Annotated in this window: 23 protein-coding genes; 10 read left to right on the plus strand and 13 right to left on the minus strand. The window is 65.2% G+C overall.

Annotated features, from left to right (window positions below):
• The coding region (locus tag AX735_RS19555) for an ATP-dependent helicase C-terminal domain-containing protein (protein ID WP_446471839.1) at positions 1–801 on the plus strand (801 nt) is incomplete at its 5' end.
• 13 nt (positions 802–814) lie between these two features.
• Here AX735_RS19555 and AX735_RS19560 read toward each other — a convergent pair.
• The 3 genes from AX735_RS19560 to AX735_RS19570 all read right to left on the minus strand — a co-directional run bounded on the left by AX735_RS19560 (position 815) and on the right by AX735_RS19570 (position 4,522).
• Positions 815–2,866 carry a GMC family oxidoreductase N-terminal domain-containing protein gene (locus AX735_RS19560; RefSeq protein WP_066283810.1) on the minus strand — a complete coding sequence of 684 codons (2,052 nt, stop codon included), beginning with the start codon at positions 2,864–2,866 and terminating at the stop codon, positions 815–817.
• 91 nt (positions 2,867–2,957) lie between these two features.
• A complete protein-coding gene (locus AX735_RS19565; protein WP_066283814.1) occupies positions 2,958–3,689 on the minus strand; it encodes a metallophosphoesterase family protein in 732 nt (243 codons plus the stop codon).
• Entirely contained in the window at positions 3,686–4,522 is an 837-nt protein-coding gene (locus tag AX735_RS19570) for a diacylglycerol kinase family protein (protein WP_066283817.1), read from the minus strand. Before AX735_RS19570 ends, AX735_RS19565 begins: the two co-directional genes overlap by 4 nt.
• 104 nt (positions 4,523–4,626) lie before the next feature.
• Here AX735_RS19570 and lepA point away from each other — a divergent pair, with 104 nt between their 5' ends.
• Entirely contained in the window at positions 4,627–6,432 is a 1,806-nt protein-coding gene (lepA, locus tag AX735_RS19575) for a translation elongation factor 4 (protein ID WP_066283823.1), read from the plus strand.
• Positions 6,433–6,453: 21 nt separating this feature from the next.
• On the opposite strand, the gene AX735_RS19580 is transcribed toward lepA, so the two are convergent.
• On the minus strand, positions 6,454–7,800 hold the full coding sequence (locus AX735_RS19580) for an ammonium transporter (protein WP_066283825.1): 1,347 nt from the start codon (positions 7,798–7,800) through the stop codon (positions 6,454–6,456).
• A 117-nt stretch (positions 7,801–7,917) separates the two neighbouring features.
• Positions 7,918–8,946, minus strand: a complete 1,029-nt coding sequence (locus tag AX735_RS19585; RefSeq protein WP_066283828.1) for a 2-hydroxyacid dehydrogenase — start codon at positions 8,944–8,946, stop codon at positions 7,918–7,920.
• 133 nt (positions 8,947–9,079) lie between these two features.
• On the opposite strand from AX735_RS19585, the gene AX735_RS19590 reads away from it, so the two are divergent.
• A complete protein-coding gene (locus AX735_RS19590) occupies positions 9,080–9,568 on the plus strand; it encodes an SH3 domain-containing protein (protein ID WP_066283830.1) in 489 nt (162 codons plus the stop codon).
• Positions 9,569–9,652: 84 nt separating this feature from the next.
• Here the strand turns inward: AX735_RS19590 and AX735_RS19595 are convergent, their stop codons facing one another.
• A complete protein-coding gene (locus AX735_RS19595; RefSeq protein ID WP_066283836.1) occupies positions 9,653–10,192 on the minus strand; it encodes an RcnB family protein in 540 nt (179 codons plus the stop codon).
• A 280-nt stretch (positions 10,193–10,472) separates the two neighbouring features.
• A complete protein-coding gene (locus tag AX735_RS19600; RefSeq protein WP_066283838.1) occupies positions 10,473–11,855 on the minus strand; it encodes a M28 family peptidase in 1,383 nt (460 codons plus the stop codon).
• 114 nt (positions 11,856–11,969) lie between these two features.
• Here AX735_RS19600 and ettA point away from each other — a divergent pair, with 114 nt between their 5' ends.
• Complete coding sequence (gene ettA / locus AX735_RS19605) at positions 11,970–13,649, plus strand: energy-dependent translational throttle protein EttA (RefSeq protein WP_060977817.1); 1,680 nt, start codon at positions 11,970–11,972, stop codon at positions 13,647–13,649.
• A gap of 234 nt (positions 13,650–13,883) precedes the next feature.
• Here ettA and AX735_RS19610 read toward each other — a convergent pair whose 3' ends face one another.
• The 3 genes from AX735_RS19610 to AX735_RS19620 all read right to left on the minus strand — a co-directional run bounded on the left by AX735_RS19610 (position 13,884) and on the right by AX735_RS19620 (position 16,208).
• Positions 13,884–14,792, minus strand: coding sequence for a hypothetical protein (locus AX735_RS19610; RefSeq protein ID WP_137775568.1), 909 nt, complete (start codon positions 14,790–14,792; stop codon positions 13,884–13,886).
• Between the two features lie 345 nt (positions 14,793–15,137).
• Entirely contained in the window at positions 15,138–15,482 is a 345-nt protein-coding gene (gene rpoZ, locus AX735_RS19615) for a DNA-directed RNA polymerase subunit omega (RefSeq protein WP_023837137.1), read from the minus strand.
• Between the two features lie 66 nt (positions 15,483–15,548).
• Complete coding sequence (locus AX735_RS19620; protein ID WP_066283842.1) at positions 15,549–16,208, minus strand: class I SAM-dependent methyltransferase; 660 nt, start codon at positions 16,206–16,208, stop codon at positions 15,549–15,551.
• 128 nt (positions 16,209–16,336) lie between these two features.
• Between AX735_RS19620 and AX735_RS19625 the strand changes: the two genes are divergently transcribed.
• The gene (locus AX735_RS19625) at positions 16,337–16,672 is read left to right on the plus strand and encodes an antibiotic biosynthesis monooxygenase family protein (protein ID WP_066283845.1); all 336 of its coding nucleotides are present in this window, start codon (positions 16,337–16,339) and stop codon (positions 16,670–16,672) included.
• The gene (locus tag AX735_RS19630; protein WP_066283847.1) at positions 16,669–18,018 is read left to right on the plus strand and encodes an MFS transporter; all 1,350 of its coding nucleotides are present in this window, start codon (positions 16,669–16,671) and stop codon (positions 18,016–18,018) included. The genes AX735_RS19625 and AX735_RS19630 overlap by 4 nt, the downstream gene beginning before the upstream one ends.
• On the opposite strand, the gene AX735_RS19635 is transcribed toward AX735_RS19630, so the two are convergent.
• Together AX735_RS19635 and nadC are read right to left on the minus strand one after the other, a co-directional pair.
• A complete protein-coding gene (locus AX735_RS19635; RefSeq protein ID WP_066283850.1) occupies positions 18,015–18,731 on the minus strand; it encodes a ribonuclease T2 in 717 nt (238 codons plus the stop codon). The two genes, AX735_RS19630 and AX735_RS19635, sit on opposite strands and share 4 nt — an antisense overlap.
• Entirely contained in the window at positions 18,731–19,579 is an 849-nt protein-coding gene (gene nadC, locus AX735_RS19640) for a carboxylating nicotinate-nucleotide diphosphorylase (protein WP_066283853.1), read from the minus strand. The genes AX735_RS19635 and nadC overlap by 1 nt, the downstream gene beginning before the upstream one ends.
• A gap of 168 nt (positions 19,580–19,747) precedes the next feature.
• Between nadC and AX735_RS19645 the strand changes: the two genes are divergently transcribed.
• Positions 19,748–20,578 carry a LytR/AlgR family response regulator transcription factor gene (locus tag AX735_RS19645; RefSeq protein WP_066283858.1) on the plus strand — a complete coding sequence of 277 codons (831 nt, stop codon included), beginning with the start codon at positions 19,748–19,750 and terminating at the stop codon, positions 20,576–20,578.
• Positions 20,579–20,650: 72 nt separating this feature from the next.
• Positions 20,651–20,911, plus strand: a complete 261-nt coding sequence (locus AX735_RS19650) for a hypothetical protein (RefSeq protein ID WP_066283863.1) — start codon at positions 20,651–20,653, stop codon at positions 20,909–20,911.
• Positions 20,912–20,940: 29 nt separating this feature from the next.
• Here the strand turns inward: AX735_RS19650 and glpX are convergent, their stop codons facing one another.
• Positions 20,941–21,942, minus strand: coding sequence for a class II fructose-bisphosphatase (gene glpX / locus AX735_RS19655; RefSeq protein WP_060978086.1), 1,002 nt, complete (start codon positions 21,940–21,942; stop codon positions 20,941–20,943).
• Between the two features lie 97 nt (positions 21,943–22,039).
• Between glpX and AX735_RS19660 the strand changes: the two genes are divergently transcribed.
• Both AX735_RS19660 and AX735_RS19665 read left to right on the plus strand, forming a co-directional pair.
• The gene (locus AX735_RS19660) at positions 22,040–22,549 is read left to right on the plus strand and encodes a hypothetical protein (RefSeq protein WP_066283870.1); all 510 of its coding nucleotides are present in this window, start codon (positions 22,040–22,042) and stop codon (positions 22,547–22,549) included.
• A complete protein-coding gene (locus AX735_RS19665; RefSeq protein WP_137776342.1) occupies positions 22,546–23,073 on the plus strand; it encodes a GNAT family N-acetyltransferase in 528 nt (175 codons plus the stop codon). Before AX735_RS19660 ends, AX735_RS19665 begins: the two co-directional genes overlap by 4 nt.
• Positions 23,074–23,189: the final 116 nt, after the last annotated feature.

Consider the following 23,189-nt stretch of genomic DNA (forward strand, 5'->3'; position numbering starts at 1 on the left):
GTGCAGGGCAAGGCGGCGGATGCGCGCATCCTCAGCGCCTTCGCGCTCGACCCGGCGGATGTCGAGGCGCATCTCGCGCAGCGGATCGAACGCGTCAGCCGGTGCGATTTCGTGGTCGATAGCAGGCGCGTCGAGGCGCGGCTCGAGCGGCGGCTGGGCGCGATCCGGCTGGCGAGCGCGCCCGATCCCGCGCCCGATGCCGATGCGGTGCTGGCGGCGCTGCTCCAGGGCGTGCGCGATCATGGCCTAGCGCTGCTCGACTGGGGCGACAAGGCGCTCGCGCTGCGCCAGCGCGCCGCCTTTGCCGGGGTCGAGGCGCTGGACGAGGCGCATCTGCTCGAAACGCTCGAAGACTGGCTCGCGCCGCTGCTGACGGGCAAGCGCGCGCTCGGCAGCATCGGGACGGGCGACCTGCACAATGCGCTGCAGGGCTTCGCCGGATGGGACGCGATGCAGGCGATCGAGCGGACCGCGCCCGCCGAATTTACCAGCCCCGCAGGCACGCGCCACGCGATCGATTATGCCGCGAGCGCAGGCCCCACGGTCGAACTGCGGGTGCAGGCGCTGTACGGGCTGGACGAGCATCCCGTCGTGGGGCGCAACCGCATCCCGCTGGTCCTGTCGCTCACCTCACCGGCGGGACGCCCGATCCAGACAACGCGCGATCTGCCCGGCTTCTGGCGGGGCAGCTGGCGCGATGTCGCCAAGGACATGCGCGGCCGCTATCCGCGCCACCACTGGCCCGATGCGCCTTGGGAGGCGACCGCGAGCCTTGCCACAAAGAAGCGCCAGGGGCTCTGACGCACTAACCCAGTCAGCCGAAAACGCGCTTTCCGTGCGTGACCCGGTCCGACATCGCCATCGTGGTGAGCTGCGCGTTGACGCGGATGCAGCTCGGCATCACGCTCGCATCGGTGACCAGCACGTTGGCTACGCCGTGGACCCGCTGGTCGAGATCGACCACGCCCTTGCGCGGATCGGCGTTGATCGCGTTGCCGCCATGCGGATGGCTCGAGGAGAGCACCACATCGTCGGGCTCCTCGATATGCTCCTCGAAGAACCGGTCGATCTCGGCATCGCTCATGCCGCGCGAGAGCGTCTCGCCATGCAGCAGCGCCGGATAAACCTCCTCCGCGCCACCACGGAAATGCACCTTGGTCAGCGTCGCGAGCGCGCGGCGCAGCACGGCAAGGTCGCTCTGCTCGAGCTCGAAGCCGAGCTTGCCCTTCCTGATCGTGCCGCGCCGGTCCGCCGGGAACAGCACGCCCGCCGAGGCGAGCCGGCTATAATTGAGCATCCGGCGGAAATGCTCGTCGAACCAGCCGGGGACCAGCGAGGCCATGCTCATGGGCGGCTGAAAATGGCTCTCGATCAGGAAATCGGCGCGGTCGACAAAGGTCGCCATCTGGTCCTCGTCCCAGGCGTAGACCGGACCCGGCATCAGCGCGGGGACCGGGCAGGCGATGTTGAGCGAGATGCCCTTGCCGGTCCCCTCGATGCCGCTCGCCGAGAGGATGTTGCTCGACGCGATCGTCCCTGCGGCGACCACGACGCCTTTGGTCACACGGATCGTCTTCGCCCGGCCATCGGGCAGCAGCACCTGCACAGATGAGGCGACCTTTCGCCCCTGATCTTCAAGACCGGACCAGCCGATATGCGATACGGCGGCATGCGCCAGAATGCGTGCCTTCCGGGGCGCGTGCAGCGTGGCATGGCGCAGGAAGCTCTCGGGCATCGCCTTCTTGCGGCCATAGGGGCAGCCGGTGTTGCAATATCCGCACGACACGCAGGCATTGGGCTCGGTCTTCTGCCCCCAGTTCTTGCGGAACCAGCCGGTGACCGCGCGCGCATCGAGCGGGTCGGACGAGCCCGAAGCATAGGCATCCCAGCCGTGTAGCAGCCGCGTGCCGTTGTTGCGCCCCAGCCGCCGGTCGATCTCGTGCACGCCCAGCCGCGTCTCGACCCGGCAATAGGCCGCTTCCAGCGCATCCTCGTCGACCGGCGCACCGATGCTGCGCCAGTGCGCTAGCACGTCATGCGCGTCGGGATGCGTCTCGCCCTCGCGCGCCAGGCGCAGGCAGATGCCGTTATTGACCACGGTCGAGCCGCCGACGGTGCGCCCCTGAAAGACGATGATGTCGCGGTTGCGCGTGGTCTGGATCGCGCCGTCCTTGAACAGCGATGATGACATGTGCGCCTCGTTGGGCGTCATCCGCGCGCTGGGGAGATAGGGGCCAGCCTCGACCACCAGCACCTCATAGCCCTGATCGGCGAGGTTCGATGCGGCGACCGCGCCGCCCGCGCCCGATCCGATCACTACCAACTCGACGCTGTCGGGGATCGCATCCTCGCCCACGAACACCGTATAGGGCAGGTCGTTACCGGTATATTCGGCGATTTCGGGATCGTCGGGTGTGCCCGCGCGCGTACGGTGGCGGGGCAGGGTGAAGCCGATCGCGTTGAACACCGGGTTGGCGCGGTTGGCATCCTCGGCAGCCGCGTCGCTGACATTGGCGTCGTCCTGGTCGATCCAGTGGCCGTAATAGCCCGCATAAACAATGCCGCGGATGCGGGCCATGTCCTGGAACAGGTCGATACGGCTGTTCTTCAGCCGCCGCTCGATCCGCCAGATGCGGAACGAGCGCGGCGCAAAATGCCAGAAGGGGCCACCCAGCACGATCCAGGTCGCGATGACCGACAGCGCGGTATCGCGCGGCGTGTTGCCCTCGATATTGCCGAATATGCCCTGGAGATTGTCGACCACCTGCTGCGGTGAAATCGCCATCTGGGCGGGTTCGACCAGCATGGTTTCCGCCAGCCGCTTCCAGATCGCCGCCTCGAACGGATTGAACGGTTTCCTTCTCATCGCGCGAATCCCCCCTTGTCCCGAGGATAGGGTAGCAGCGAGCCCGCGAATTGTAAGAAACCGTAAGATTAAGCGGTGTTAATCCGCAGAGTCAGTCCATCGCGCAGACCTGCGCGTCGAGCTTGCCATCCGCCACCGTCAGTCGGTTAAACGACGGCCGGGTCGCGCGAACCCGCTCGGACAATGTGCCAGCACCGATCAGACGGATCGGACCTGCCTGCGTTTCGACATTCAGGTCGAACGGGTCATGCACATGGCCGGACAGCACCGCATCCGCGCCTGCAGCGGCTATCGCCTCGAGTGCGGCGCGACCGCCGGTGGTGCGTCCGCTGCTCTGCGTTTCAGCCTCGATCAGCGGATGGTGCGCCAGCACGATGCGCAGCTTTGCATGGTGGCCCGGATCACCCAGCGCCTGGAGCGCCTGATGCAGCGCGCGCTTGCCGACCCGGCCCTTGGACCAGTTGAACCGCCATTGCACCCTCGCGGTGGTGCGCAGCGACACCAGATGGACGTGATCGAGCGTGACGCCCTCGTGCAATTGCTCCTGCAGCCGCATCACGCGGCCATAGGGCCGCCAGATTCGGCGGACCGGGTTGAAATAGGGCAGGTCGTGATTGCCCGGCTCGATCAGGACGGGCCTGCCCAGATCGGCGAGCCAGGCCTGCGCGGCGGCGAATTCGGCCGAGCGTGCGCGCATCGTCAGATCGCCGGTGATGATGACGATCTCGGGCTGCTGGTCGGTGACGACCTGCTTGAACCAGGCGAGCGCGGCGCTGTCCTCGGCGCCGAAATGCAGGTCGCTGGCGTGGAACAACAGCGTCATGGGGCAGCAGGCGCGCGGGTTTCGATGAAATTGTGCGGGGCCTGACCGAGGGCGAGGGTATCGCCAGGTTTGGCTTCGGCGGGCTCGCCATCGATTAGAAGGCCGATCGTCTCTGCCTCGCTGACCAGCGTCGCGGTGCGCGCGCTGCCCAGGTCCTCGCGCGGCCCCTCGCGGAAATCGCCGCCGAGCCAGGCGCTGGCATGGCTGAGCACTTCACCGACGGAAGAGGCGGTAAAGCCGCACAGCGCCATGCTGCTGTCGCGCGGCGCCGCAAAGATCGCGGGGAAGCGTCGCTCGTCGCCTTGGATGCCGACCTGCGGCCCACCCAGGCTCTCGGATATCGCCGTAGGGATGGCGTTGAACACGAGATCCGCAAGCTCGGTATGGCGGGCATTCTCGCGCACCCTGGCCCAGCTGGTGGTCGGCCCGGCGATCACCCCGACATAGGCGATGCTCTGGCCGATCTCGACCGTGTTCAGCTTCGTCGTGCGCCGGTTGCGCGCCGCCTCGGCGATGATCGATCGGCAGGGCTGCTCGCCGTGCAGCGCGCGGGCGAGCAGGTTCATCGTGCCGCCGGGCAGGATCAACACGTCGCCGTCCCAGCCTGCCGTCTGTTTCAGCGCGCTGTTGGTGGTGCCGTCGCCCGCATAGATGGCCAGCGTTGCAACGCCTTCGCGGTCAAGCTTGTCAGGCGTTGGCAGGTCTTCGTCGGGGCAGCGGACGATGCAGTCCACCGGATGGTCGCTCTCGGCGAACCAGGTAACAATGTCGGCGATCACGGCGTCGTCATAGCTGCCGCTCGCCTCGTTCACGATAAGCCAGGTCTTGGTCATGCGCGGCCTACGCGCCAGTGCGGATTTGGTTCTTGTTCCACGTCGATTTTCCGGGCGCTCTATTCCCTGCTGACAGGTGCGCGCACCCCTGCTAATCGCGCGCCATGACCGACCTCAAGCACATCCGCAATTTCTCCATCATCGCGCACATCGACCATGGCAAATCGACGCTTGCCGACCGGCTGATCCAATGGACCGGCGGGCTTTCCGAACGCGAGATGTCGGCCCAGGTGCTCGACAACATGGATATCGAGAAAGAGCGCGGCATCACCATCAAGGCGCAGACGGTGCGGCTCAACTACACCGCCAAGGACGGCCAGCTTTACGAGCTGAACCTGATGGATACGCCGGGCCATGTCGACTTCGCCTATGAGGTCTCGCGCTCGCTCGCCGCGTGCGAGGGCGCGCTGCTCGTCGTCGATGCCGCGCAGGGCGTGGAAGCGCAGACGCTGGCGAACGTCTACCAGTCGATCGAGCACGACCACGAAATCCTGCCCGTCATCAACAAGATCGACCTGCCTGCCGCCGAACCCGAGAAGGTGAAGAAGGAGATCGAGGACATTATCGGCCTCGACGCGTCCGAAGCGGTGCTGGCCAGCGCCAAGTCGGGCATCGGCATCGAGGAGATCCTCGAGCAGATCGTCCAGAAGATCCCCGCGCCCAAGGGCGACCGCGATGCGCCGCTCGAGGCGATGCTGGTCGACAGCTGGTACGATCCGTATCTCGGCGTCGTCATCCTGGTCCGCGTCGTCAACGGCGTGATCAAGAAGGGCCAGCAGATCAAGTTCATGGCCGGCGGCACCGAGCATCTGGTCGACCGCGTCGGCTGCATGCGGCCCAAGATCGAGAACCTGCCCGAACTGGCGGCGGGCGAGATCGGCTTCATCACCGCGCAGATCAAGGACATCAGCCAGACCCGCGTCGGCGATACCATCACCACGGTCAAGAACCCCGCGCCCGCGCCGCTGCCCGGCTTCAAGGAAGTGCAGCCGGTGGTGTTCTGCGGGCTGTTCCCGGTCGATGCCAACGACTTCGACAAGCTGCGCGACAGCATCTCCAAGCTGCGTCTCAACGACGCCTCGTTCAGCTTCGAGATGGAATCGAGCGCGGCTTTGGGCTTCGGCTTCCGCTGCGGGTTCCTGGGCCTGCTGCACCTCGAGATCATCCAGGAGCGGCTGACCCGCGAGTACGATCTCGACCTCATCACCACCGCGCCGTCGGTGGTGTACAAGATCAAGCTGACGCACGGGAATGGCGAGATCGAGCTGCATAATCCGGCCGACATGCCCGATCCGACCAAGATCGACGAGATCCAGGAGCCGTGGATCGAGGCGGTGATCTATTGTCCCGACGAATATCTCGGCAGCATCCTCAAGCTCTGCCAGGACCGGCGCGGGCTGCAGAAGAACCTGACCTATGTCGGCGGTCGCGCGCAGGTGACCTACGAGCTGCCGCTCAACGAGGTGGTGTTCGATTTCTACGACCGGCTGAAGTCGATCTCGCGCGGCTATGCGTCGTTCGACTATCACCAGATCGGCTATCGCGAGGGCGATCTCGTCAAGATGTCGATCATGGTCAATGCAGAGCCCGTCGATGCGCTGAGCATGATCGTGCACCGCGGCAGCGCCGAGACGCGCGGGCGCGGCATGTGCGAGCGGCTCAAGGACCTGATCCCGCGCCACCTGTTCAAGATCCCGATCCAGGCCGCGATCGGCGGCAAGGTGATCGCGCGCGAGACGATCGCCGCGATGCGCAAGGACGTTACCGCCAAATGCTATGGCGGCGACATCAGCCGCAAGAAGAAGCTGCTGGAAAAGCAGAAAGAGGGCAAGAAGCGGATGCGCGAATATGGTTCGGTCAGCATCCCGCAGGAAGCGTTCATCGCCGCGCTGCGGATGGGCGAGGAATGAGCGTCCGCGCCGCGCCGGGGCTCAGCCCTGCGGTGCGGTGATCTGCTCTGCAGCGGGCGGGGCGGGTTCGGCTGACGCCACGGGTGCGGCGAGCGCTTCGCCTGCCTCTTCGGCAGGCGAGATGCGCATCGGGATGGCCATCGCCACGCCATAGCTGATGATCAGCGTGGCCAGGATCGACCACATCGCAACACCGGCCAGTCCGACCAGCTGGGCGACCAGCTGGCTGATCATGCTTCCGCCCTCGCCATAGCCGACGCCGCCGAACGCATCGCTGATGAAGATCGCGACCAGCAATGCGCCGACCAGCCCGCCGATGCCGTGCAGCGCGAAGGCGTGGTTGCTGTCGTCGATCGCCAGCGTCTCGGTGACGAAGCGCAGGCCGAAATAGCAGGCCGGGGCGGCAATCACGCCGATCAGGATCGCGGCACCCGGCGAGACCAGGCCCGAAGCCGGAGCGATCGCGGCAAGGCCTGCGAGCAGACCGTTGACCGCGCCCATCGCGCTGACGGTGCGGGTGCGCAGCTTCTCGATCAGCAGCCAGACCAGCGCGCTGGTGCACGCGGCGACATGCGCGTTGATGATCGCGCTGCTGGCATCGTCGGTCGCCGCCAGCGTCCAGCCTCCGGTCAGCGCGAAATTGCCGATGAACAGCAGCGCGCCGCCTGCAAGCACCATGACCGGATTGTGCGTCGCTGCAGCAGCGCCGGGCCAGCCGGTGCGCCGTCCGATGACCAGGGCGGCCACCAGGGCGGAAATGCCTGCGCAGAAATGCAGCGCGATGCCGCCGGCATAATCGAGCACGCCAAATCCGTAGAGCCAGCCGCCGCCCCAGATCCAGTGCGCGACGGGTGCATAGACGATCAGGCTCCACATCCCGCCGAACGCCAGAGCCCAGCCGAAGCGGCCGCGCCCGGCCCAGGCACCTGCGACGAGCAGCGCGGCGAGCATCGCTCCCGCGATCTGGAACAGCACGAACGCGCTTTCGGGCACGGCGGTGCCGAAGCGGACATTGCCGAGCGCGATCAGCATCCAGGCATTGCCGCCGCCGATCACGCCGCCGCTGGGATCGCCAAAGGCCAGGGTATAGCCGACCACGACCCAGAGCAGCGAGACAAGCGCGGCGATCGCGGTACCGTGCAGGAACACACCCTGCGCGGCGCGCGCGGTGCCGCGCCCAGCCTGCATCAGCAGCACGCCGGGCACCGCGAACAGCATCAGCAGCGCGCCGCAGATCAGCATGAAGGCGGTATCGCCCGAATTGGAAACATCGAGCGTCGCGGGATCGACCAATGCGGGTGCGGCCCATGCGGGCGCGGCGAGCGCTGCTGCAGCGAGGGTGAAAATGCGCGCCAGCCTTGCGATCATGCTCTCGACTTTCCCAAACCGTGCTGTCCTGAAACGGGACAGCCTATCTGCCGCGTCATGCCGCAGTTTGGCAAATAATCGATTAACGCGCGCGCATTTCTGCGGCGAACGGAGGGTTTACATCCAGCCTTCGAGGACCTGGTCGGGGGGCCTATGCCCATCAAACCAGAAGCGAATATTGGCGATGACCTTGTGTCCGGCAACCTCGCGGCCTTCGAAGGTGGCGCTTCCGACATGTGGCAGCAGCACGACATTCTTCAGCGCGAGCAGCCGTTCGTCGACCTGTGGCTCGCGCGGATAGACATCGAGCCCGGCTCCGGCGATTCTGCCATTCTCGAGCGCGTCGATCAGCGCGGCCTCGTCGACCAGCTCGCCACGCGCGCTGTTGATCAGATAGGCGCTCGGCTTCATCAGGCCGATGCGGCGTGCGTCGATGATGCCGCGGGTCTCGGGGCTGCGCGGGCAGTGCAGGGTGATGATATCGGACGAAGAGATCAGCGCATCGAGATCGGGCTCGAACGTCGCGCCGAGCATCTGCTCTAGGCTTTCGGGCAGGCGGCGGCGGTTGTGATAGACGACATTGAGCCCGAAGCCGCGCGCGCGATGCGCCACCGCCTGGCCGATCCGGCCCATGCCGACAATGCCCAGCTGCTTGCCGCCGATGCGGTGGCCGAGCATGCCCGAAGGACTCCAGCCCTCCCACTGGCCCGACCGCACCAGCTTCTCGCCCTCGGCGAGGCGGCGCGGCACCGAGAGGATGAGCGCCATGGTCATGTCGGCAGTATCGTCGGTGAACACGCCGGGTGTGTTGGTGATGATGATGCCGCGCGCGCGGGCGGCTTTCAGGTCGATATGATCCACGCCCGCGCCGAAATTGGCGAGCAGTTTCAGTTTTTCGCCTGCGCCCGCAATCAGCTCCGCATCGAGCGCATCGGTGACCGTCGGCACCAGCACGTCGCAGGTTGCCATGGCAGCGGCCAGCTCGTCGCGGGTAAAGGCGTGATCGTCGGCATTGAGCGTGACATCGAACAGTTCGGCCATGCGCTCTTCGACGGCGGGGGCGAGCTTTCGCGTGACGATCACGCGCGGGCGGCTGCCCGGTTCGTGCGGCGGCTGAGACGGCCTGGATGCGGGGCTGGATGGCATATCTGTGCTATGCCTCAACCGCCCCAAAGGTCAAGCTGCGGCACTTGCTTGGCACAGGTTTTTTGGCTTAAGCGATTCGGGGTGAAGGATCGTCGGGTGCGATGCTATAGTCTGGCCGACGGGGGTATATTTGATGCGTGCACCATGGTTTTCAGGACTGATACTGGCCGGTCTGGCAGCCGTGTCGCTGTCGGCTGGTCATGATGCTGCAATCGCGCAGGCAGAGGTCGAGGTGCCCTATTGGGCGTCGGTCCAGAAGGACGAGGCCTTTGCGCGCGCTGGCCCGATGGCGACCTATCAGATCGAATGGGTGTTCCGGCGCAAGCATCTGCCGGTCAAGGTCATCAAGCGTTATGGCGCGTGGCGTCAGATCGTCGATCCGTCGGGCTGGACCGGCTGGATGCATTCGAACATGCTGAGCCGCAAGCGCACCGCGATCGTGACCGGGTCGGTCATCGCGATCCGGTCTGCCCCGCGCGACAATGCCAGGCTGTTGTGGCGCGCCGAGCCGGGCGTGGTCGGAGAACTCGGCGATTGCGAAAAGGGCTGGTGCGAATTCGCGGTGGACAAGCGCGCGGGCTGGGTAAGGCAAGACCAGATCTGGGGCGCGGGCGAACCCTGATGCGAATATGTGCTCGTCAGAAGTGGGCCCGCCCACCGTCCCCAGGACGATGGGCGGACTTGCTTCCTACTGGCGAAAGGACAGTTACCAGTAGAAATTCGGGATCACGCGGACGACGGTGCCGGTCCGGGTGTTGACCAGCAGCATGTCGTTATAGTGCCGCACCCAGGTCTGACGCACGCCGGGGTTCGGCAGGCGATAGTTGCGATAGTTGTTCACGACATAGCGCTGGCCGTAATAGTTCGGCGCGATGCGCACGCCCGGGCGGAACTGCTGATAGCGGAAGTTCGACCGGAAGGCGGGGCCGCGAAACGCCGCGCGGTTGCTGGCGCGATAGTCGCGATAGTCGCGCAGGTCTTCGCGATATTCGCGGCGGGCATCGCGCACGTCGCGGCGCTGGTCGCGCAGATCGCGCTGCTCTTCGCGAACATCGCGGCGGTCGCCATAGCGGCGGGCATCCTGCACGTCGCGGCGATCGCGGCGCAGTTCGCGCTGCTCCTGGCGCAGTTCGCGTTCGGAACGGATGACCTCACCGCGCGACTGGGCGAAGGCGGGGGCGGTTGCGACCGGCAGCGTGGTGGCCAGCATCAGGGTGCCGATCAGGGCTTTCGAGAGGGTCTTCATGTCTTGTACTCCTGTCATGGCCTGAGCAGGGGGATCGCTCTGGACATGTTCAGGAATACGCCCATCTATCTGAACGGGTTGCGAATGTTGCGCTCATTTTCGCGTCATCTTGTCGCAAGATGTAATGACAGGCTGGCGAAGCCTGGCCTCCGGCTTTTCTTACCGTCATCCTGAACTTGTTTCAGGAGCCATCTTGCCCCAAGAGCCGAGGCCGCGTGGGGAGAAATAGGCCCTGAAACAAGTTCAGGGTGACGGCACAGGCTGGGATCGAGGTCGGCGATCAGTCCCCCGCCTTGCCCTTCGGCAGCAGATCCGCCGGGTCGTTCGCCACGATGCTCAGCACCGTCGCCCAGGCTGCGACATTCTGTTGCAATTTCTTCGGGTCGATCTTGTCGAGCGTGTCGTCGGGCGTGTGGTGCAGGTCGAAATAGTCGGTGCCGTCCTGCTGCAGGTCGATCGCGTTGACGCCCAGCGCCACGGTCGGGCCGACATCGGGGCCGCCGCCCGCGACATCGTTGCTGCGCCCGATGCCGAGCGGGGCGAGCGCGTTGGCGATGCGGGTCTTGAGGTCATCGGTCCCTTCCGGCAGCCTGAAATCGACCTGCCAGATGCGGTCCGCGCCGAAATCCGATTCCATCGCGAGCACATGGTCCGCCGCGCCATGCGCCTTGGCATAGGCGATGCCGCCGAACAGCCCGACCTCTTCAGCGCCGAACCAGACGACGCGGATGGTGCGCCTGGGCGTTCCTGCGTCCATGATCAGCTTGGCCGCCGCCGCAGTAATCGCGACGCCAGCGCCGTCATCGATCGCACCGGTGCCGAGATCCCAGCTGTCGAGATGCCCGCCGACCAGGATCACGCCCGCTTGCGGATCGCTGCCCGGCACCTCGGCGATGACATTGCCCGATTGGGTGGTGCCGATCTGGCGCGGGGTGAGCACTAGCTTCATCTTCACCGCCTCGCCCTTTCGGGCAGCGCGTGCGATGATGCGCTCCAGATTCTCGGCGTCGGGGATCGAGATCGCTGCCGAAGGGATGGGCACGCCGCGCTCGCCGAAATTCGTTCCGCCGGTATGCGGATTGCGATGATAATCGGTGCCGACCGAACGGATGACGATCGCGGCAGCGCCCTTTTCCGAGGCCAGCGAGGGGCCGATGCGCCGCACGCCGCCGAACTGGCCATAGCTGGCGCCGTTCTGCGTCCGCGTCATCTTGTGGCTGACGAACGCGATCTTGCCCTTCAGGCTGCCCGCGGGCGCGGCCTGGAGATCGGCGAGCGTGCGGAAATAGACGACTTCCGCCTCCAGCCCCTTGTCGCCGGTGCTGGCCGAATTGCCGAGCGCGGTGATGTGCATCTTTGCAGGGTAGGGCGCGGTCACCTCGGCGCTTTCCTCGCCACGCACCCAGGTCTTCATGTCGAACGGTTCGATGCGCACGTTGGAAAAGCCCATGGCCTTCAATCGCTCGACCGCCCAGGCGCGCGCCGCCGCCTCGCGCTCCGTCCCGGCAAGGCGCGGGCCGATCTCGGTCGTCAGGTCCTCGACAATGCTATAGGCGGTGCCATCGCCAAGCGCCTTTTGCTGGATCGCGGCGGGATCATGCTGGGCAGCAAGGGGGAAGGGAAGGGCGAGGGCGGCGAGGGCCAGCAGGGTGCGTTTCGTCATGGCCGCATGGCTTAACCACACGTTCCGGCTTTGCCAATGCCGACTTGCCGCAAAGCCCCGTCACCGCTAAGGCGCGGGGCAAATCCACCTATCCGCATAAGGGCGTTCTTCCGCATGGCTGCTCAATATTCCTTCGTGATGAAGGGTCTGACCAAGACCTTTCCCGGCGCGAACAAGCCGGTGCTCAACGGCATCCACCTGCAATTCTATCCCGATGCCAAGATCGGCATCGTCGGCCCCAACGGATCGGGCAAGTCGACGCTGATGAAGGTGATGGCCGGGATCGACAAGGATTTCACCGGCGAAGCCTGGCCGGGCGAGGGCATCACCGTCGGCTATCTGGCGCAGGAGCCCGAGCTCGACCCCAACAAGACCGTCAAGCAGAACGTGATGGACGGCGTGCGTCCCGTCGCCGATCTGGTCGAGCGCTTCGACGAGATCAGCGCGCTGATGGCCGATCCGCCCGAGGACGCCGATTTCGACGCGCTGATGGAGGAAATGGGCACGCTGCAGGAAAAGATCGACGCGGTCGATGGCTGGACGCTCGACAACCAGCTCGAGATCGCGATGGAGGCTCTGCGCTGCCCGCCGGGCGATGCCGATGTCACCAACCTGTCGGGCGGTGAACGCCGCCGCGTCGCGCTCTGCCGCCTGCTGCTCGAAAAGCCGAGCATCCTGCTGCTCGACGAACCGACCAACCATCTCGACGCCGAAAGCGTCGCCTGGCTGGAAAAGCATCTGGTCGACTATCCGGGCAACGTCATCCTCGTCACCCACGACCGCTATTTCCTCGACAATGTGGTGAACTGGATCCTCGAGCTCGATCGCGGCAAGTATTTCGTCTACGAGGGCAATTACTCGACCTATCTCGACAAGAAGGCCAAGCGTCTCGAGCAGGAAGCGCGCGAGGACGAAGGCCGCCAGAAGGCGATCCAGGACGAGCTGGCGTGGATCCGGCAGAGCCCCAAGGCGCGCCAGACCAAGTCCAAGGCGCGTATCAAGGCGTTCGACGAGCTGGTCGAGGCGCAGGAAAACCGCGCCCCCGGCAAGGCTCAGATCGTCATCCAGACCCCCGAGCGCCTGGGCGGCAAGGTGATCGAGGCGCACGGCCTGACCAAGGCCTATGGCGACAAGCTGTTGTTCGAGGACCTGTCGTTCACGCTGCCGCCGGGCGGCATCGTCGGCGTGATCGGGCCGAACGGTGCGGGCAAGTCGACGCTGTTCAAGCTCATCACCGGCAAGGAACAGCCCGATAGCGGCACCATCGCGATCGGCGATACAGTCAAGCTCGGCTATGTCGACCAGAGCCGCGACGATCTCGACCCCAACAAGAATGTCTGGGAAGAGGTCTCGGACGGGCTCGATTTCTTCAAGCTCGGCAAGCACGACGTGCCCACCCGTGCCTATGTCGGCGCGTTCAACTTCAAGGGCCAGGACCAGCAGAAGAAGGTCGGCCAGCTTTCGGGCGGTGAACGCAACCGCGTCCACATGGCCAAGATGCTCAAAGAGGGCGGCAACGTGCTGCTGCTCGACGAGCCGACCAACGATCTCGACGTCGAAACGCTGCGCGCGCTCGAAGAGGCGCTGGAAAGCTTCGCCGGCTGCGCCGTGGTCATCAGCCACGACCGCTTCTTCCTCGACCGCCTGTGCACGCACATCCTGGCGTTCGAGGGCAACAGCCATGTCGAATGGTTCGAAGGCAATTTCGAAAGCTACGAGGAAGACAAGCGGCGCCGCCTGGGCGACGAGGCGGACCGCCCGACCCGCATGAGCTACAAGAAGCTGACGCGCTGATACTCTCCCCTCCCGCGTACGGGAGGGACTCTTAGCCCTCCCCCTCGATGGGGGAGGGTTGGGTAGGTGTGAGCGTGCCGAGTTGTGCCACGCAAGCCATGACACACTGCCAGCGCCCAGCCGCTTCATGGTAAGCTATGCTTTCGGAAGAGACTTAGAACTCTTCGAACGTCCTGTATCGGATAGATTGAGAATGGTCGCCGCTTGTCAGTCGGTACCGAAAACGCCTGTCCCCTAAGGCGTCCTGGGCGGGGAGGCACTGATCGGGCCAATCCAGAAGAAACCGTCAAACACCGGCGCGCCATCAACATCGTCGGCTTCTTCAAGCCCGATGAACGGATCTGGCCCGAATGCTTGCTCCCCCTTGCTGGGATGCGCACCACAATCCAAATCTTCTGGACGCATCGCCGTGCTGGTCGGATCGGTGCCCGGCTTTAGCTGGCAATTCCAGGCCGTACCGTCTGCATGACGCATTTTCAACGAAACCACCCTGCCAAATTGCGAGAGGCGCCGCGCCATCGGATCGAACTCAATCCCGTGTTGGCTTATCGTCGTTTTCTGTGCGTGCAGCTTGCCGACCAGGACCAGCACATAGTCATAGCTATGCGCCATTGACGCGGTTGCGATGTTCTCGGCCTGCGCCGCTTCATGAGGTCCCTGACCCGGTAGATTGGCAAGACGAGACTGCTGGCGCTCGTCTCTGAAGCCGTTGAAAGCCACGATATCCACCGGCAAGCCGCTCTCCTTGAGGAGATGGAGCCCCATTGTCATATCGAACATCGCTTTGCTCGCGACCCCATCGGACCGACCTGCAAATCCGAGCATAGCGAGTTTCTCTTCGAAATCGTCCGCGTTCCATGCAGCCTGAAGCGTGGCATTTTCGGATGCATCGTGCTCGATTGCGACGAGGACCCGCTTGTTCTGCCGCGCGAGAGCGCAGGCTAACGAGCCGACAAAACGCGGACCTTCGTTGGTGCCGTGCAACTCTCCGAACACGACAAAATGCGGATCAAGCTTTGCTATGTCCGACCAGCCAGCGGGCAGGTCACAGGGGGCAGCAGCTCCTGCCGATTCTTCTCCCCACGCTGCGGTGCCGAAAGCCAGTGCAAGCGCAGAGGTAAGAGCAAGAAACAGTTTGTTCATACAAATATTTATCTCAGGCGAAGATTATCTCAGCTTTATAGAGGAAATCAAATCAATCTAGCTCCACCTTGGGATCGGATTTGGAAACGTCAGCTTCTACCTGCAATTTTGCGGTCGCCGCTTTTTTGTATGAGGCTGTTTCATGGGCTCTCCCCTTGTCTTCCTGAACTTGTTTCAGGACCCATCGTGCCCGCAAAGCCGAAGCCGCGTGGCGAGAAATGGACCCTGAAACGAGTTCAGGGTGACGGGTGGATCAGGCGCAAGGGCGGCGTGCCATGCGCCGACAAAAAAGCCGCGCGAACCATCAGGCTCGCGCGGCTTTTTGCAATTCAAACCCCAACCAGATCAGGCGTCGAAATCGCCGCCCATGCTGCTGGTGCGCGCCGGGGCCGAGGCGGTGAGGCGCAGGGCTTCGGCCGACAGGCTCAGCGAGCCGATTTCGTCGGCATCGTCGTCGTCGTCGACCTGGACCTTCTGCATCGACTGGGTCAGGCTTTCCTTGAGGTCTTCCGGAAGGATCGTCTCGTCGGCGATCTCGCGCAGCGCGACGACGGGGTTCTTGTCGCGGTCGCGGTCGATGGTCAGTTCGGCACCGCCGCTGATCTCGCGCGCACGCTGCGCGGCGAGCAGAACCAGGTCGAACCGGTTGGTGACCTTGTCGATGCAATCTTCAACGGTAACGCGCGCCATGAACGGGCTCCAGACTCTATGCGAATATGAGGGAAAGGCGGCCCCTAGCGGCTAAGGGCCGCAGAGTCAATGATAGGTGGGTGCCTGAGCGCCTTCGCCGCCCGCTTTCCAGCCCCAGAACAGGTAGCAGGGGGGCACGTTCCAGCCCTCGAAGCCGCGATCGACCCGGTCGAAATAGGGGCGGATCAGCTGGTTGGTGAAGCGGGTGAACTGATAGACCAGGAACGCGCCGCCGGGGCGCAGCGCGCGATACGTCCCTTGCGCGATCGCATCGGCAACGCCATCGGGCAGGGTCGAGAGCGGCAGGCCCGAAAGCACGTAATCGGCATGGTCGAACCCGTGCGCGGCGATGATGGCCTCGACGTCCGCAGCCGATCCGTGGACCGCGACGAAGCGGCTGTCGGGAATGGTCTTGCGCAGATAGCGGATGAAATCGGGGTTGGTGTCGATCGCGATATAGGTCGCGTTGCGGGGCAGGCGATCGAGCACCGCGCGGCAGAAGGTGCCGACGCCGGGGCCGTATTCCACGAACAGCTGCACGTTCTGCCAGTCCACCGGGCCCAGCATCTTGCGGATGGTGCGGTCGGACGAGGGAACGATCGATCCCACCATGCGCGGGTGCTTGAAGAATTCCCTGGCAAACACGCCCCAGGCCCCGAAAACCCGCTCTGCGCGCGCTTTTAGCCGCTGCCGCAAGGGCAGCTCGGCCAGGTCCGTAGAATGCATGAAAAACCCCTCGAATGGCTGTCAACGAGCAGTCACAATTGCAGATTCCAGAGGGTTAAGCAATCATGTGTGTCAGTGTTGCATAGCAGTACTTTGCAAGCGGGCCCCGAGCGCCTAGACCAGCGCGCATGAGCGGAAAAGCGGATTCCCGGATTCATGCCAACGGCGCGATCGCCGTGATCTTTGCTGCGCAGCATAGCGGCCGCGATGCCGAGGGCTATGGCGTCATGGCCGATGCGATGGATGCGCTCGCCGCGCGCCAGCCGGGCTATCTGGGCATGGACCATGGCGGCGTGCAAGGCGGATTCGGCATCACCGTGAGCTACTGGGCGGACGATGCGAGCGCGAAGGCATGGCGCGACAATCCCGAGCATCGCGCTGCGCGCGAGGCGGGGAGGGATCGCTGGTACGATCATTACACGCTGCATGTGGCGAGGATCGAGCGGGGCTATGCCTGGCCATGAACGTCCACCAGCCCCCCGAACCGGCGAGCGAAGCCACGCAGAAGCTGCCTGCCGACCGCATGGCTTTGCTGTTCACCGTCATGCTGGTGACCGCGGCGGGCAATACCGCGATGCAATCGGTCATGCCCGCGATCGGCACGCGGCTGGGCGTCGCCGATTTCTGGGTGAGCCTGGCCTATAGCTGGTCGGCGCTGCTGTGGATGGTGTGCGCGCCGCGCTGGGCGCGCATGTCCGATCGGCGCGGGCGCAAGGCGCTGATGAACCTGGGGCTGCTCGGCTTCATCTCATCGTTCGCGCTGTGCGGGCTGACGCTGATCGCCGGACTGCACGGCTATCTCTCGGCGCTTGCGACCATGCTCATCTTCGCGCTGTTCCGCAGCCTTTATGGCGGGCTGGGCTCGGCCGGCCCCCCGGCTGTCCAGGCCTATGTCGCCGCGCGCACCAGCCGGGCGGAGCGCACCCAGGCGCTGTCGATGATCTCCTCCTCGTTTGGGCTCGGCACGGTGATCGGCCCCGCACTCGCGCCGCTGATCATCCTGCCCTATCTCGGCCTGCCCAGCCCATTCTTCGTCTTCGCCGCGTTCGGCCTGCTGGTGCTGGTGACGCTCAAGCTGCGGCTGCCCGACGATACGCCGAGCTATGCCGCGCGCGGGCGGCTGGTGTCCGAGCCGATGAGCTCGGGGTCCGCAGGCGAGGTCTATGACGCCGACGAGCATGATGCCGAGCCCGAGCCGGTCGCTCCCGTGGTCGAACGCCTGTCGTGGCGCGATGCGCGGCTGCGGCCCTGGCTGATCGCGGGGCTGGTCGGTGGCCATGCCAATGCGATGATCCTGGGGCTGGTCGGCTTCATGCTGCTCGACCGGCTCGATCTGCGCGCCACGCCCGAGCTGGCAGCTGGCCCCACCGGGCTGGTGCTGATGGCGGGCGCGTTCGCGACGCTGCTCGCGCAATGGGGGCTGATCCCGTATCTCAAGATGGGTCCGCGCACCTCGACGCTCTGGGGCATGGCGCTGGCTGCGAGCGGGTGCACGATGGTTGCCTTTTCGGAAAGCCTCAATGCCATCACCCTGGGCTTTGCGATTGCCTCGCTGGGATTTGGCCTTTTTCGCCCGGGCTTTACCGCCGGTTCCTCGCTGGCGGTGACAAGGGCGGAGCAGGGGCAGGTGGCGGGCATCGTCGCCTCGGTCAACGGCGCGGCCTATATCATCGCGCCTGCGATCGGCGTGTGGCTTTACAATATCGCGCCGCTCGAATCGTTCGCGATCATTATCGGGCTGTGCGTGTTCGTGCTGGTCTGGGGGCGCACGGCGCTGCAGGCGGACGAGGTGCTGGTGCGGCCGAACTAGAGCCCGCGCCAGATCTTCAAGGGCGTATCGCCACGCGGCTGGCGGACATGCGCCGGGCAGGCGCGCGGGCGGTAATCCATCCCCAGGCACAGCCGCACCTCCTGCAGCCAGCCGCGGCCGTTCGCCTTGAACGCGATGGCGGTTGCCGGCATTCCCGGGTTGAGCCTCGCGATCTCGCGCCTCAGCATCCCCTGGGTCAGCGGCCGGCGCGACAGCCGCTCCATATCGGGCAACTTGATTGCCTGATACAGCTTTCGCGCGGTCTGGAAATAACGTGCGGGATCGCGCGCCATGCAGTTGCCGTGCTTGTCCCACTGGTGCTGGATCAGCCACTGCGACGGCATGATGCACAGATTCTGCCGGACCACCGTCAGCGGCACCGGTGACGGAGGCGTGGCGCAATATTGCGGATAGACGGCGGTTTTGCCTTCCGGCCAAAGCCCGTGCAGCACGAAGCCGAATTCGCCGAAGCGGCGGCTGCATTGCAGCGCCTGGCCTGCGTCATCCTCGCGTCCCCGGCAGAATTCGGGCGACCAGCTCAGCGCCAGCGTATAGCCTGCGACCGGGACCACGCGCTTGACCGCATCGCGCCCCCGCTTGTCCTGCGGCAGCGGCGAGAGCTTTTCCGGCATGCGGCACTGATAGGCCTGGGCAAGCACCGATGCCGGTGCAAGGGCCAGCATGGTCGCGATCAGGGCCGCCGCGCCGCGCATCACGCCGCCTTGAAATCGAGCCCGATATCGGCGGCGGGCGCGGACTGGGTGATACGCCCGACCGAGATATAATCGACCCCGGTTTCGGCGATGGCACGGATCGTCTCCAGCGTCACCCCGCCCGAGGCTTCGCATGGCACCCGCCCGCCGACCAGGGTCACCGCGCCGCGCAATGTGGCAGGCGACATGTTGTCGAGCAGCAGATGCGTGGCACCGGCAGCCAGCGCGGGTTCGATCTGCTCGACATGATCGACCTCGACGATGATCTGGCCGATGCCCGCAGCCACCGCACGGCGCACGGCTTCGCCGATATCGCCAGCAACCGCGACATGATTGTCCTTGATCATCGCCGCATCCCACAGGCCCATGCGGTGGTTTTTCGCGCCTCCCATCCGGGTCGCGTATTTCTCGAGCAGGCGCAGACCCGGAATGGTCTTGCGGGTATCGAGCAGCACTGCGCCGGTCCCCGCGATCGCATCGACATAGGCCCGCGTCAGCGTCGCGATGCCGCTCAGATGCTGGACGGTGTTAAGCGCCGAACGTTCGCCGGTGAGCAGTGCGCGTGCCTTGCCCGAAACGCTGAGGAGGTCAGTGCCCGCTGGCACCGCATCGCCTTCGCCGACCAGCCGCTCGACCGAGCAATCGGGGTCGAGCGCGCGGAAAAACGCCTCGGCGATCGGCAGGCCTGCAACCACTATCGGGTGCCGTGCGTCCATGACCCCGTCGAACCGCGCCTCGGCAGGGATCACGCTTTCCGACGTCACGTCACGGGAGTCGGGGCCAAGGTCTTCGGTCAAGGTTGCAGAAACGAACCGTCCCATATCGAAGTCGTTGATCGAAAAGACCATCCCGCTAAATCCCCTGGCTGATACCGCGCGCTGCGGATGGGACGGAGCACCGTCCATCCTTGTTCGGACCCGCATTAGGACAAGCCTGGGACTGCTGCCAGAATGAAGTTGATGCCGCCTCATCGATCGGACAGCCCCGGGCCATGGTGGCCGCCGCGCAGTGCGGCATTGGCAGCACTCATCTTTTGTGTTTCGACCTTCTGCGTTTCCGCCTTTCGGGCCTCGCTCAATCCCGATGAGGTGTTCGATCTCTACAATCCCAAGCGAATCGTGCTGATTGTCGCTGGCGCACTGGTCTTCTGGCTGTCGATTCACGGGCGGGCCGGAGCGCGGCCGGGTCTGAAGATGCTGCGACGCATGGCGCTGGTCGGCCTGCCGGGGCTGATGGTCCTGTTCGTCCTGGCCATGGCCATGGATATCTGGGTGCTGCACGACACGGCCAATATGGCTGCGCTGAACCTGCGCTGGATATTGTTGTGGAGCGGCTATTTCGGCACCGGCCTCGCCGCCTGGCTGGCGCTGCGCTACGGTATGGCGCTGGCCGAGGCTGAGCAGCGGGCCGCGATGGATCACGGGGCAGGCGCAAGGCGAACGGATGCGCCCGACCACGGCTTCTGGGTCAAGACCGGGCGGCAGGCGATTCACATCGCGCAATCCGAGGTCGAATGGATCGAGGCGGAAGGCAATTATGTCCGCATCCATGCGCAGGGCGGACATAGCGGGCTCGTTCGCTCCACTTTGGCGGCAATCGAATCGCAGCTGATTGCCGAGGATTTCGTCCGCATCCATCGGTCGGCACTGTGCCGGCGATCGGCCATCAAGGGCTATCGGCGCAAGCCGAGCGGAGCCTTGCTGGCATTGCTCGCCAGCGGAGCCGAAGCCCCGATGGGGCGGCGCTTTGCACGCCATCTGACAGACGAGCTGAGACCGTTTCCGGGCGATCCAGCCCTGGCGGATGATACCGTATCACCGCACGAAGGTGAGATCCGGGCGGCCTGACGTTCGTCACAAATGCAGGATGTCTGCGTCACTCGGCTTGGGACGCAGGCTGGCACCGCGCAAGGCGGAACGATGTTGGAATTGCTCGAACGTCCCGCCGCGACACCTGCACGCGGCACCCAGGATGATGTGATGAACCGTGCCGCTTTGTGGATCGTCGATGCGCTAGCCGAAGAGCTGGCCCGCGACATGACGCAGGATCGCAGGATGCTGGTTCAGGCACTGCTGCGTCGCGCCGGCTATGAGCAGGCGGATAATCTGGTGCCGGGGGACGCCGAGGCTGTTCGTGCCGCACTGGTCGCGCGGCTCGCGGGGCGGCTGGCGCAGGGCTGAACGATCCCTGCACCAGCCGTCTTTCCCGATTACCGGGCGATGCGATGCTCGCCCTTGACCCAGCGCACGGTGCCGCTGGCCGAGCGCATCACCACGGTTTCGGTGGTCATGATGCCGTCGCGGCGACGCTTGACGCCCTGCAGCAGCGAACCATCGGTCACGCCGGTCGCAGCGAAGATGCAGTCGCCCTTGGCAAGATCGGTCAGGTCATAGACCGCATTCAGGTCTTCGATACCCCATTTGCGCGCGCGGGCACGCTCGTCGTCGTTGCGGAACAGAAGCCGGCCCTTGAACTGGCCGCCGACGCAACGCAGCGCGGCAGCCGCCAGCACGCCCTCGGGCGCCCCACCAGAGCCCATATACAGGTCGATGGTGGTTTCAGGATTGGTGGTGGCGATCACCCCGGCAACGTCACCATCGGGGATCAGCATGATGCCGCAGCCGAGCCCTCGCAGTTCGGCGATCAGATCGGCATGGCGCGGACGGTCTAGCACGCAGACGATGATTTCACCCGGCTTGACGCCCTTGGCGGCGGCAACCGCCTGGACGTTCTCGGTCGGGCTCTTGTTGAGATCGATCACGCCTTCGGGATAGCCCGGGCCGACCGCGATCTTGTCCATGTACACATCGGGTGCGTTGAGCAGGCAGCCGTTCTCGGCAATCGCCAGCACGGCCAGCGCATTGGGACCGGCCTTGGCGGTGATGGTGGTGCCTTCCAGCGGATCGAGTGCGATGTCGATGCGCGGAGCGCCTTCATTGCCCAGGCCCACCTTTTCGCCGATATACAGCATTGGCGCCTCGTCACGCTCGCCTTCGCCGATGACCACGGTGCCGTCGATGTCCAGCCCGTTGAGCGCCGCGCGCATCGCTTCCACCGCCGCTGCGTCCGCCGCCTTTTCGTCACCGCGGCCGATCAGGTTCGATGCGGCGATCGCGGCCGCCTCGGTCACGCGGACCATTTCGAGCACGAGCACGCGGTCGAGCTGCGGGGTTTGTGAGGGGGGCGTCGCTTTCAGGCTTGCGCTGGACATGGCAGGCGGGTCATCCTTCTTTTGTGGGGCACCAGTTGCGTTCCAGGCCTGGTGCGTTGCGCCCGGTCCATAAGGGAGCATTATTGCATTGTCGAGAATGCTGTTGGTGGCCGCCGCGCTCGCCATTTCGGGGGTTTTTGCGCCAGTGGCGCTCGCGCAGGAGGCGCAGGACGACACGCGTCTGCCCGAGCCGGAGAAGCGCGAGCCAGATCCGGTCGAAGCCAAGGTGAAGCAGCTGATTCGCAAGGCCGACGAGTGGACCGGCAAGGAAGAGCGCGCCAAGCGCTGCGCACCCAGCGCTGCCGGCAAGGATATCGTGGTCTGCGGCGAGGCGGATGCCGGGGCGAAATTCCGCGTTCCGGCCGATACCGAGGGACGTCTCGCTACCGGTGGTCCGCCGCCCGCGCCCGATGTCGCGGGTGATGGCATCTTCAAGGGCAAGGCGACGATGGGGCTTGGCTGCATCGTTCCGCCCTGTCCGCCGCCCAAGGCTTACATGATCGACTTTTCCAAGCTTCCGGAGGTCGACGAGGAATATCTGCAAAAGGCGCGCGAAGCCGAGGCGGCCGAGAAGGCGCGCGATCCCGAACAGAGCGAGGGGCAGTGATCGACATTCCAATAATCGAGACCGAGCGGTTGCGCCTCCGCGCGCCGGTGATGGCGGATTTCGAAGCCTATGCCACAATGTGGGCCGACGAGCGTGTCACCGCCTATATCGGGGGCAAGCCGCGCACCCGCAACGAGAGCTGGACGCGCTTCATCGGCATGCACGGGTTGTGGGCGCTTTGCGGCTATGGCTATTGGCTGTTCACCGACCGGCGGACCGACGCGCTGGTGGGGGTAGGGGGCCTTGCCAATTTCGAGCGCGGTATCGATCTGCTGACCGGTTATCCCGAGGCCGGCTGGGCGATCGCGCCGGACCATTGGGCCAAAGGCCTGGTGAGCGAGGCGATGACCGCGGTGATGGCCTGGAACGACCGCGCGCTGGGGGGAGGGGAGGTGCGCTGCATCATCGAGCCCGGCCACGGCGCCTCCGAGCATGTTGCAGCGAAGCTGGGCTTCGCGGCCATCGGCGATGCGCCGCTCGGGGACGTGACGGTGAACGTGTACGCGCGGGCAGCTAGTCGGTAAGCCCTCCCCCTTGATCGGGGAGGGTTGGGTGGGGGTGATGTCTCCAGATCGAGCTTAGGGATGCCGGTGTTAAATTGCCGCACCGCCACCCCCACCGCTGCGACATAGGCAGCAAG

Source organism: Blastomonas sp. CCH1-A6 (assembly GCF_001556365.1).
GTDB classification, from domain to species: Bacteria; Pseudomonadota; Alphaproteobacteria; order Sphingomonadales; family Sphingomonadaceae; genus Blastomonas; species Blastomonas ursincola.

What these genes read in the sequence shown, in the direction of transcription:
- AX735_RS19650 (WP_066283863.1), top strand. Translation starts at nt 20,651, where the DNA reads ATGTTGGAATTGCTCGAACGTCCCGCCGCGACACCTGCACGCGGCACC.
- AX735_RS19595 (WP_066283836.1), bottom strand. Translation starts at nt 10,192, where the DNA reads ATGAAGACCCTCTCGAAAGCCCTGATCGGCACCCTGATGCTGGCCACC.
- AX735_RS19590 (WP_066283830.1), top strand. Translation starts at nt 9,080, where the DNA reads ATGCGTGCACCATGGTTTTCAGGACTGATACTGGCCGGTCTGGCAGCC.
- rpoZ (WP_023837137.1), bottom strand. Translation starts at nt 15,482, where the DNA reads ATGGCGCGCGTTACCGTTGAAGATTGCATCGACAAGGTCACCAACCGG.
- AX735_RS19625 (WP_066283845.1), top strand. Translation starts at nt 16,337, where the DNA reads ATGAGCGGAAAAGCGGATTCCCGGATTCATGCCAACGGCGCGATCGCC.
- AX735_RS19570 (WP_066283817.1), bottom strand. Translation starts at nt 4,522, where the DNA reads ATGACCAAGACCTGGCTTATCGTGAACGAGGCGAGCGGCAGCTATGAC.
- AX735_RS19620 (WP_066283842.1), bottom strand. Translation starts at nt 16,208, where the DNA reads ATGCATTCTACGGACCTGGCCGAGCTGCCCTTGCGGCAGCGGCTAAAA.
- AX735_RS19565 (WP_066283814.1), bottom strand. Translation starts at nt 3,689, where the DNA reads ATGACGCTGTTGTTCCACGCCAGCGACCTGCATTTCGGCGCCGAGGAC.
- AX735_RS19635 (WP_066283850.1), bottom strand. Translation starts at nt 18,731, where the DNA reads ATGCGCGGCGCGGCGGCCCTGATCGCGACCATGCTGGCCCTTGCACCG.
- lepA (WP_066283823.1), top strand. Translation starts at nt 4,627, where the DNA reads ATGACCGACCTCAAGCACATCCGCAATTTCTCCATCATCGCGCACATC.
- AX735_RS19560 (WP_066283810.1), bottom strand. Translation starts at nt 2,866, where the DNA reads ATGAGAAGGAAACCGTTCAATCCGTTCGAGGCGGCGATCTGGAAGCGG.
- nadC (WP_066283853.1), bottom strand. Translation starts at nt 19,579, where the DNA reads ATGGTCTTTTCGATCAACGACTTCGATATGGGACGGTTCGTTTCTGCA.
- AX735_RS19580 (WP_066283825.1), bottom strand. Translation starts at nt 7,800, where the DNA reads ATGATCGCAAGGCTGGCGCGCATTTTCACCCTCGCTGCAGCAGCGCTC.
- AX735_RS19610 (WP_137775568.1), bottom strand. Translation starts at nt 14,792, where the DNA reads ATGAACAAACTGTTTCTTGCTCTTACCTCTGCGCTTGCACTGGCTTTC.
- AX735_RS19600 (WP_066283838.1), bottom strand. Translation starts at nt 11,855, where the DNA reads ATGACGAAACGCACCCTGCTGGCCCTCGCCGCCCTCGCCCTTCCCTTC.
- AX735_RS19660 (WP_066283870.1), top strand. Translation starts at nt 22,040, where the DNA reads ATGCTGTTGGTGGCCGCCGCGCTCGCCATTTCGGGGGTTTTTGCGCCA.
- AX735_RS19630 (WP_066283847.1), top strand. Translation starts at nt 16,669, where the DNA reads ATGAACGTCCACCAGCCCCCCGAACCGGCGAGCGAAGCCACGCAGAAG.
- ettA (WP_060977817.1), top strand. Translation starts at nt 11,970, where the DNA reads ATGGCTGCTCAATATTCCTTCGTGATGAAGGGTCTGACCAAGACCTTT.
- glpX (WP_060978086.1), bottom strand. Translation starts at nt 21,942, where the DNA reads ATGTCCAGCGCAAGCCTGAAAGCGACGCCCCCCTCACAAACCCCGCAG.
- AX735_RS19585 (WP_066283828.1), bottom strand. Translation starts at nt 8,946, where the DNA reads ATGCCATCCAGCCCCGCATCCAGGCCGTCTCAGCCGCCGCACGAACCG.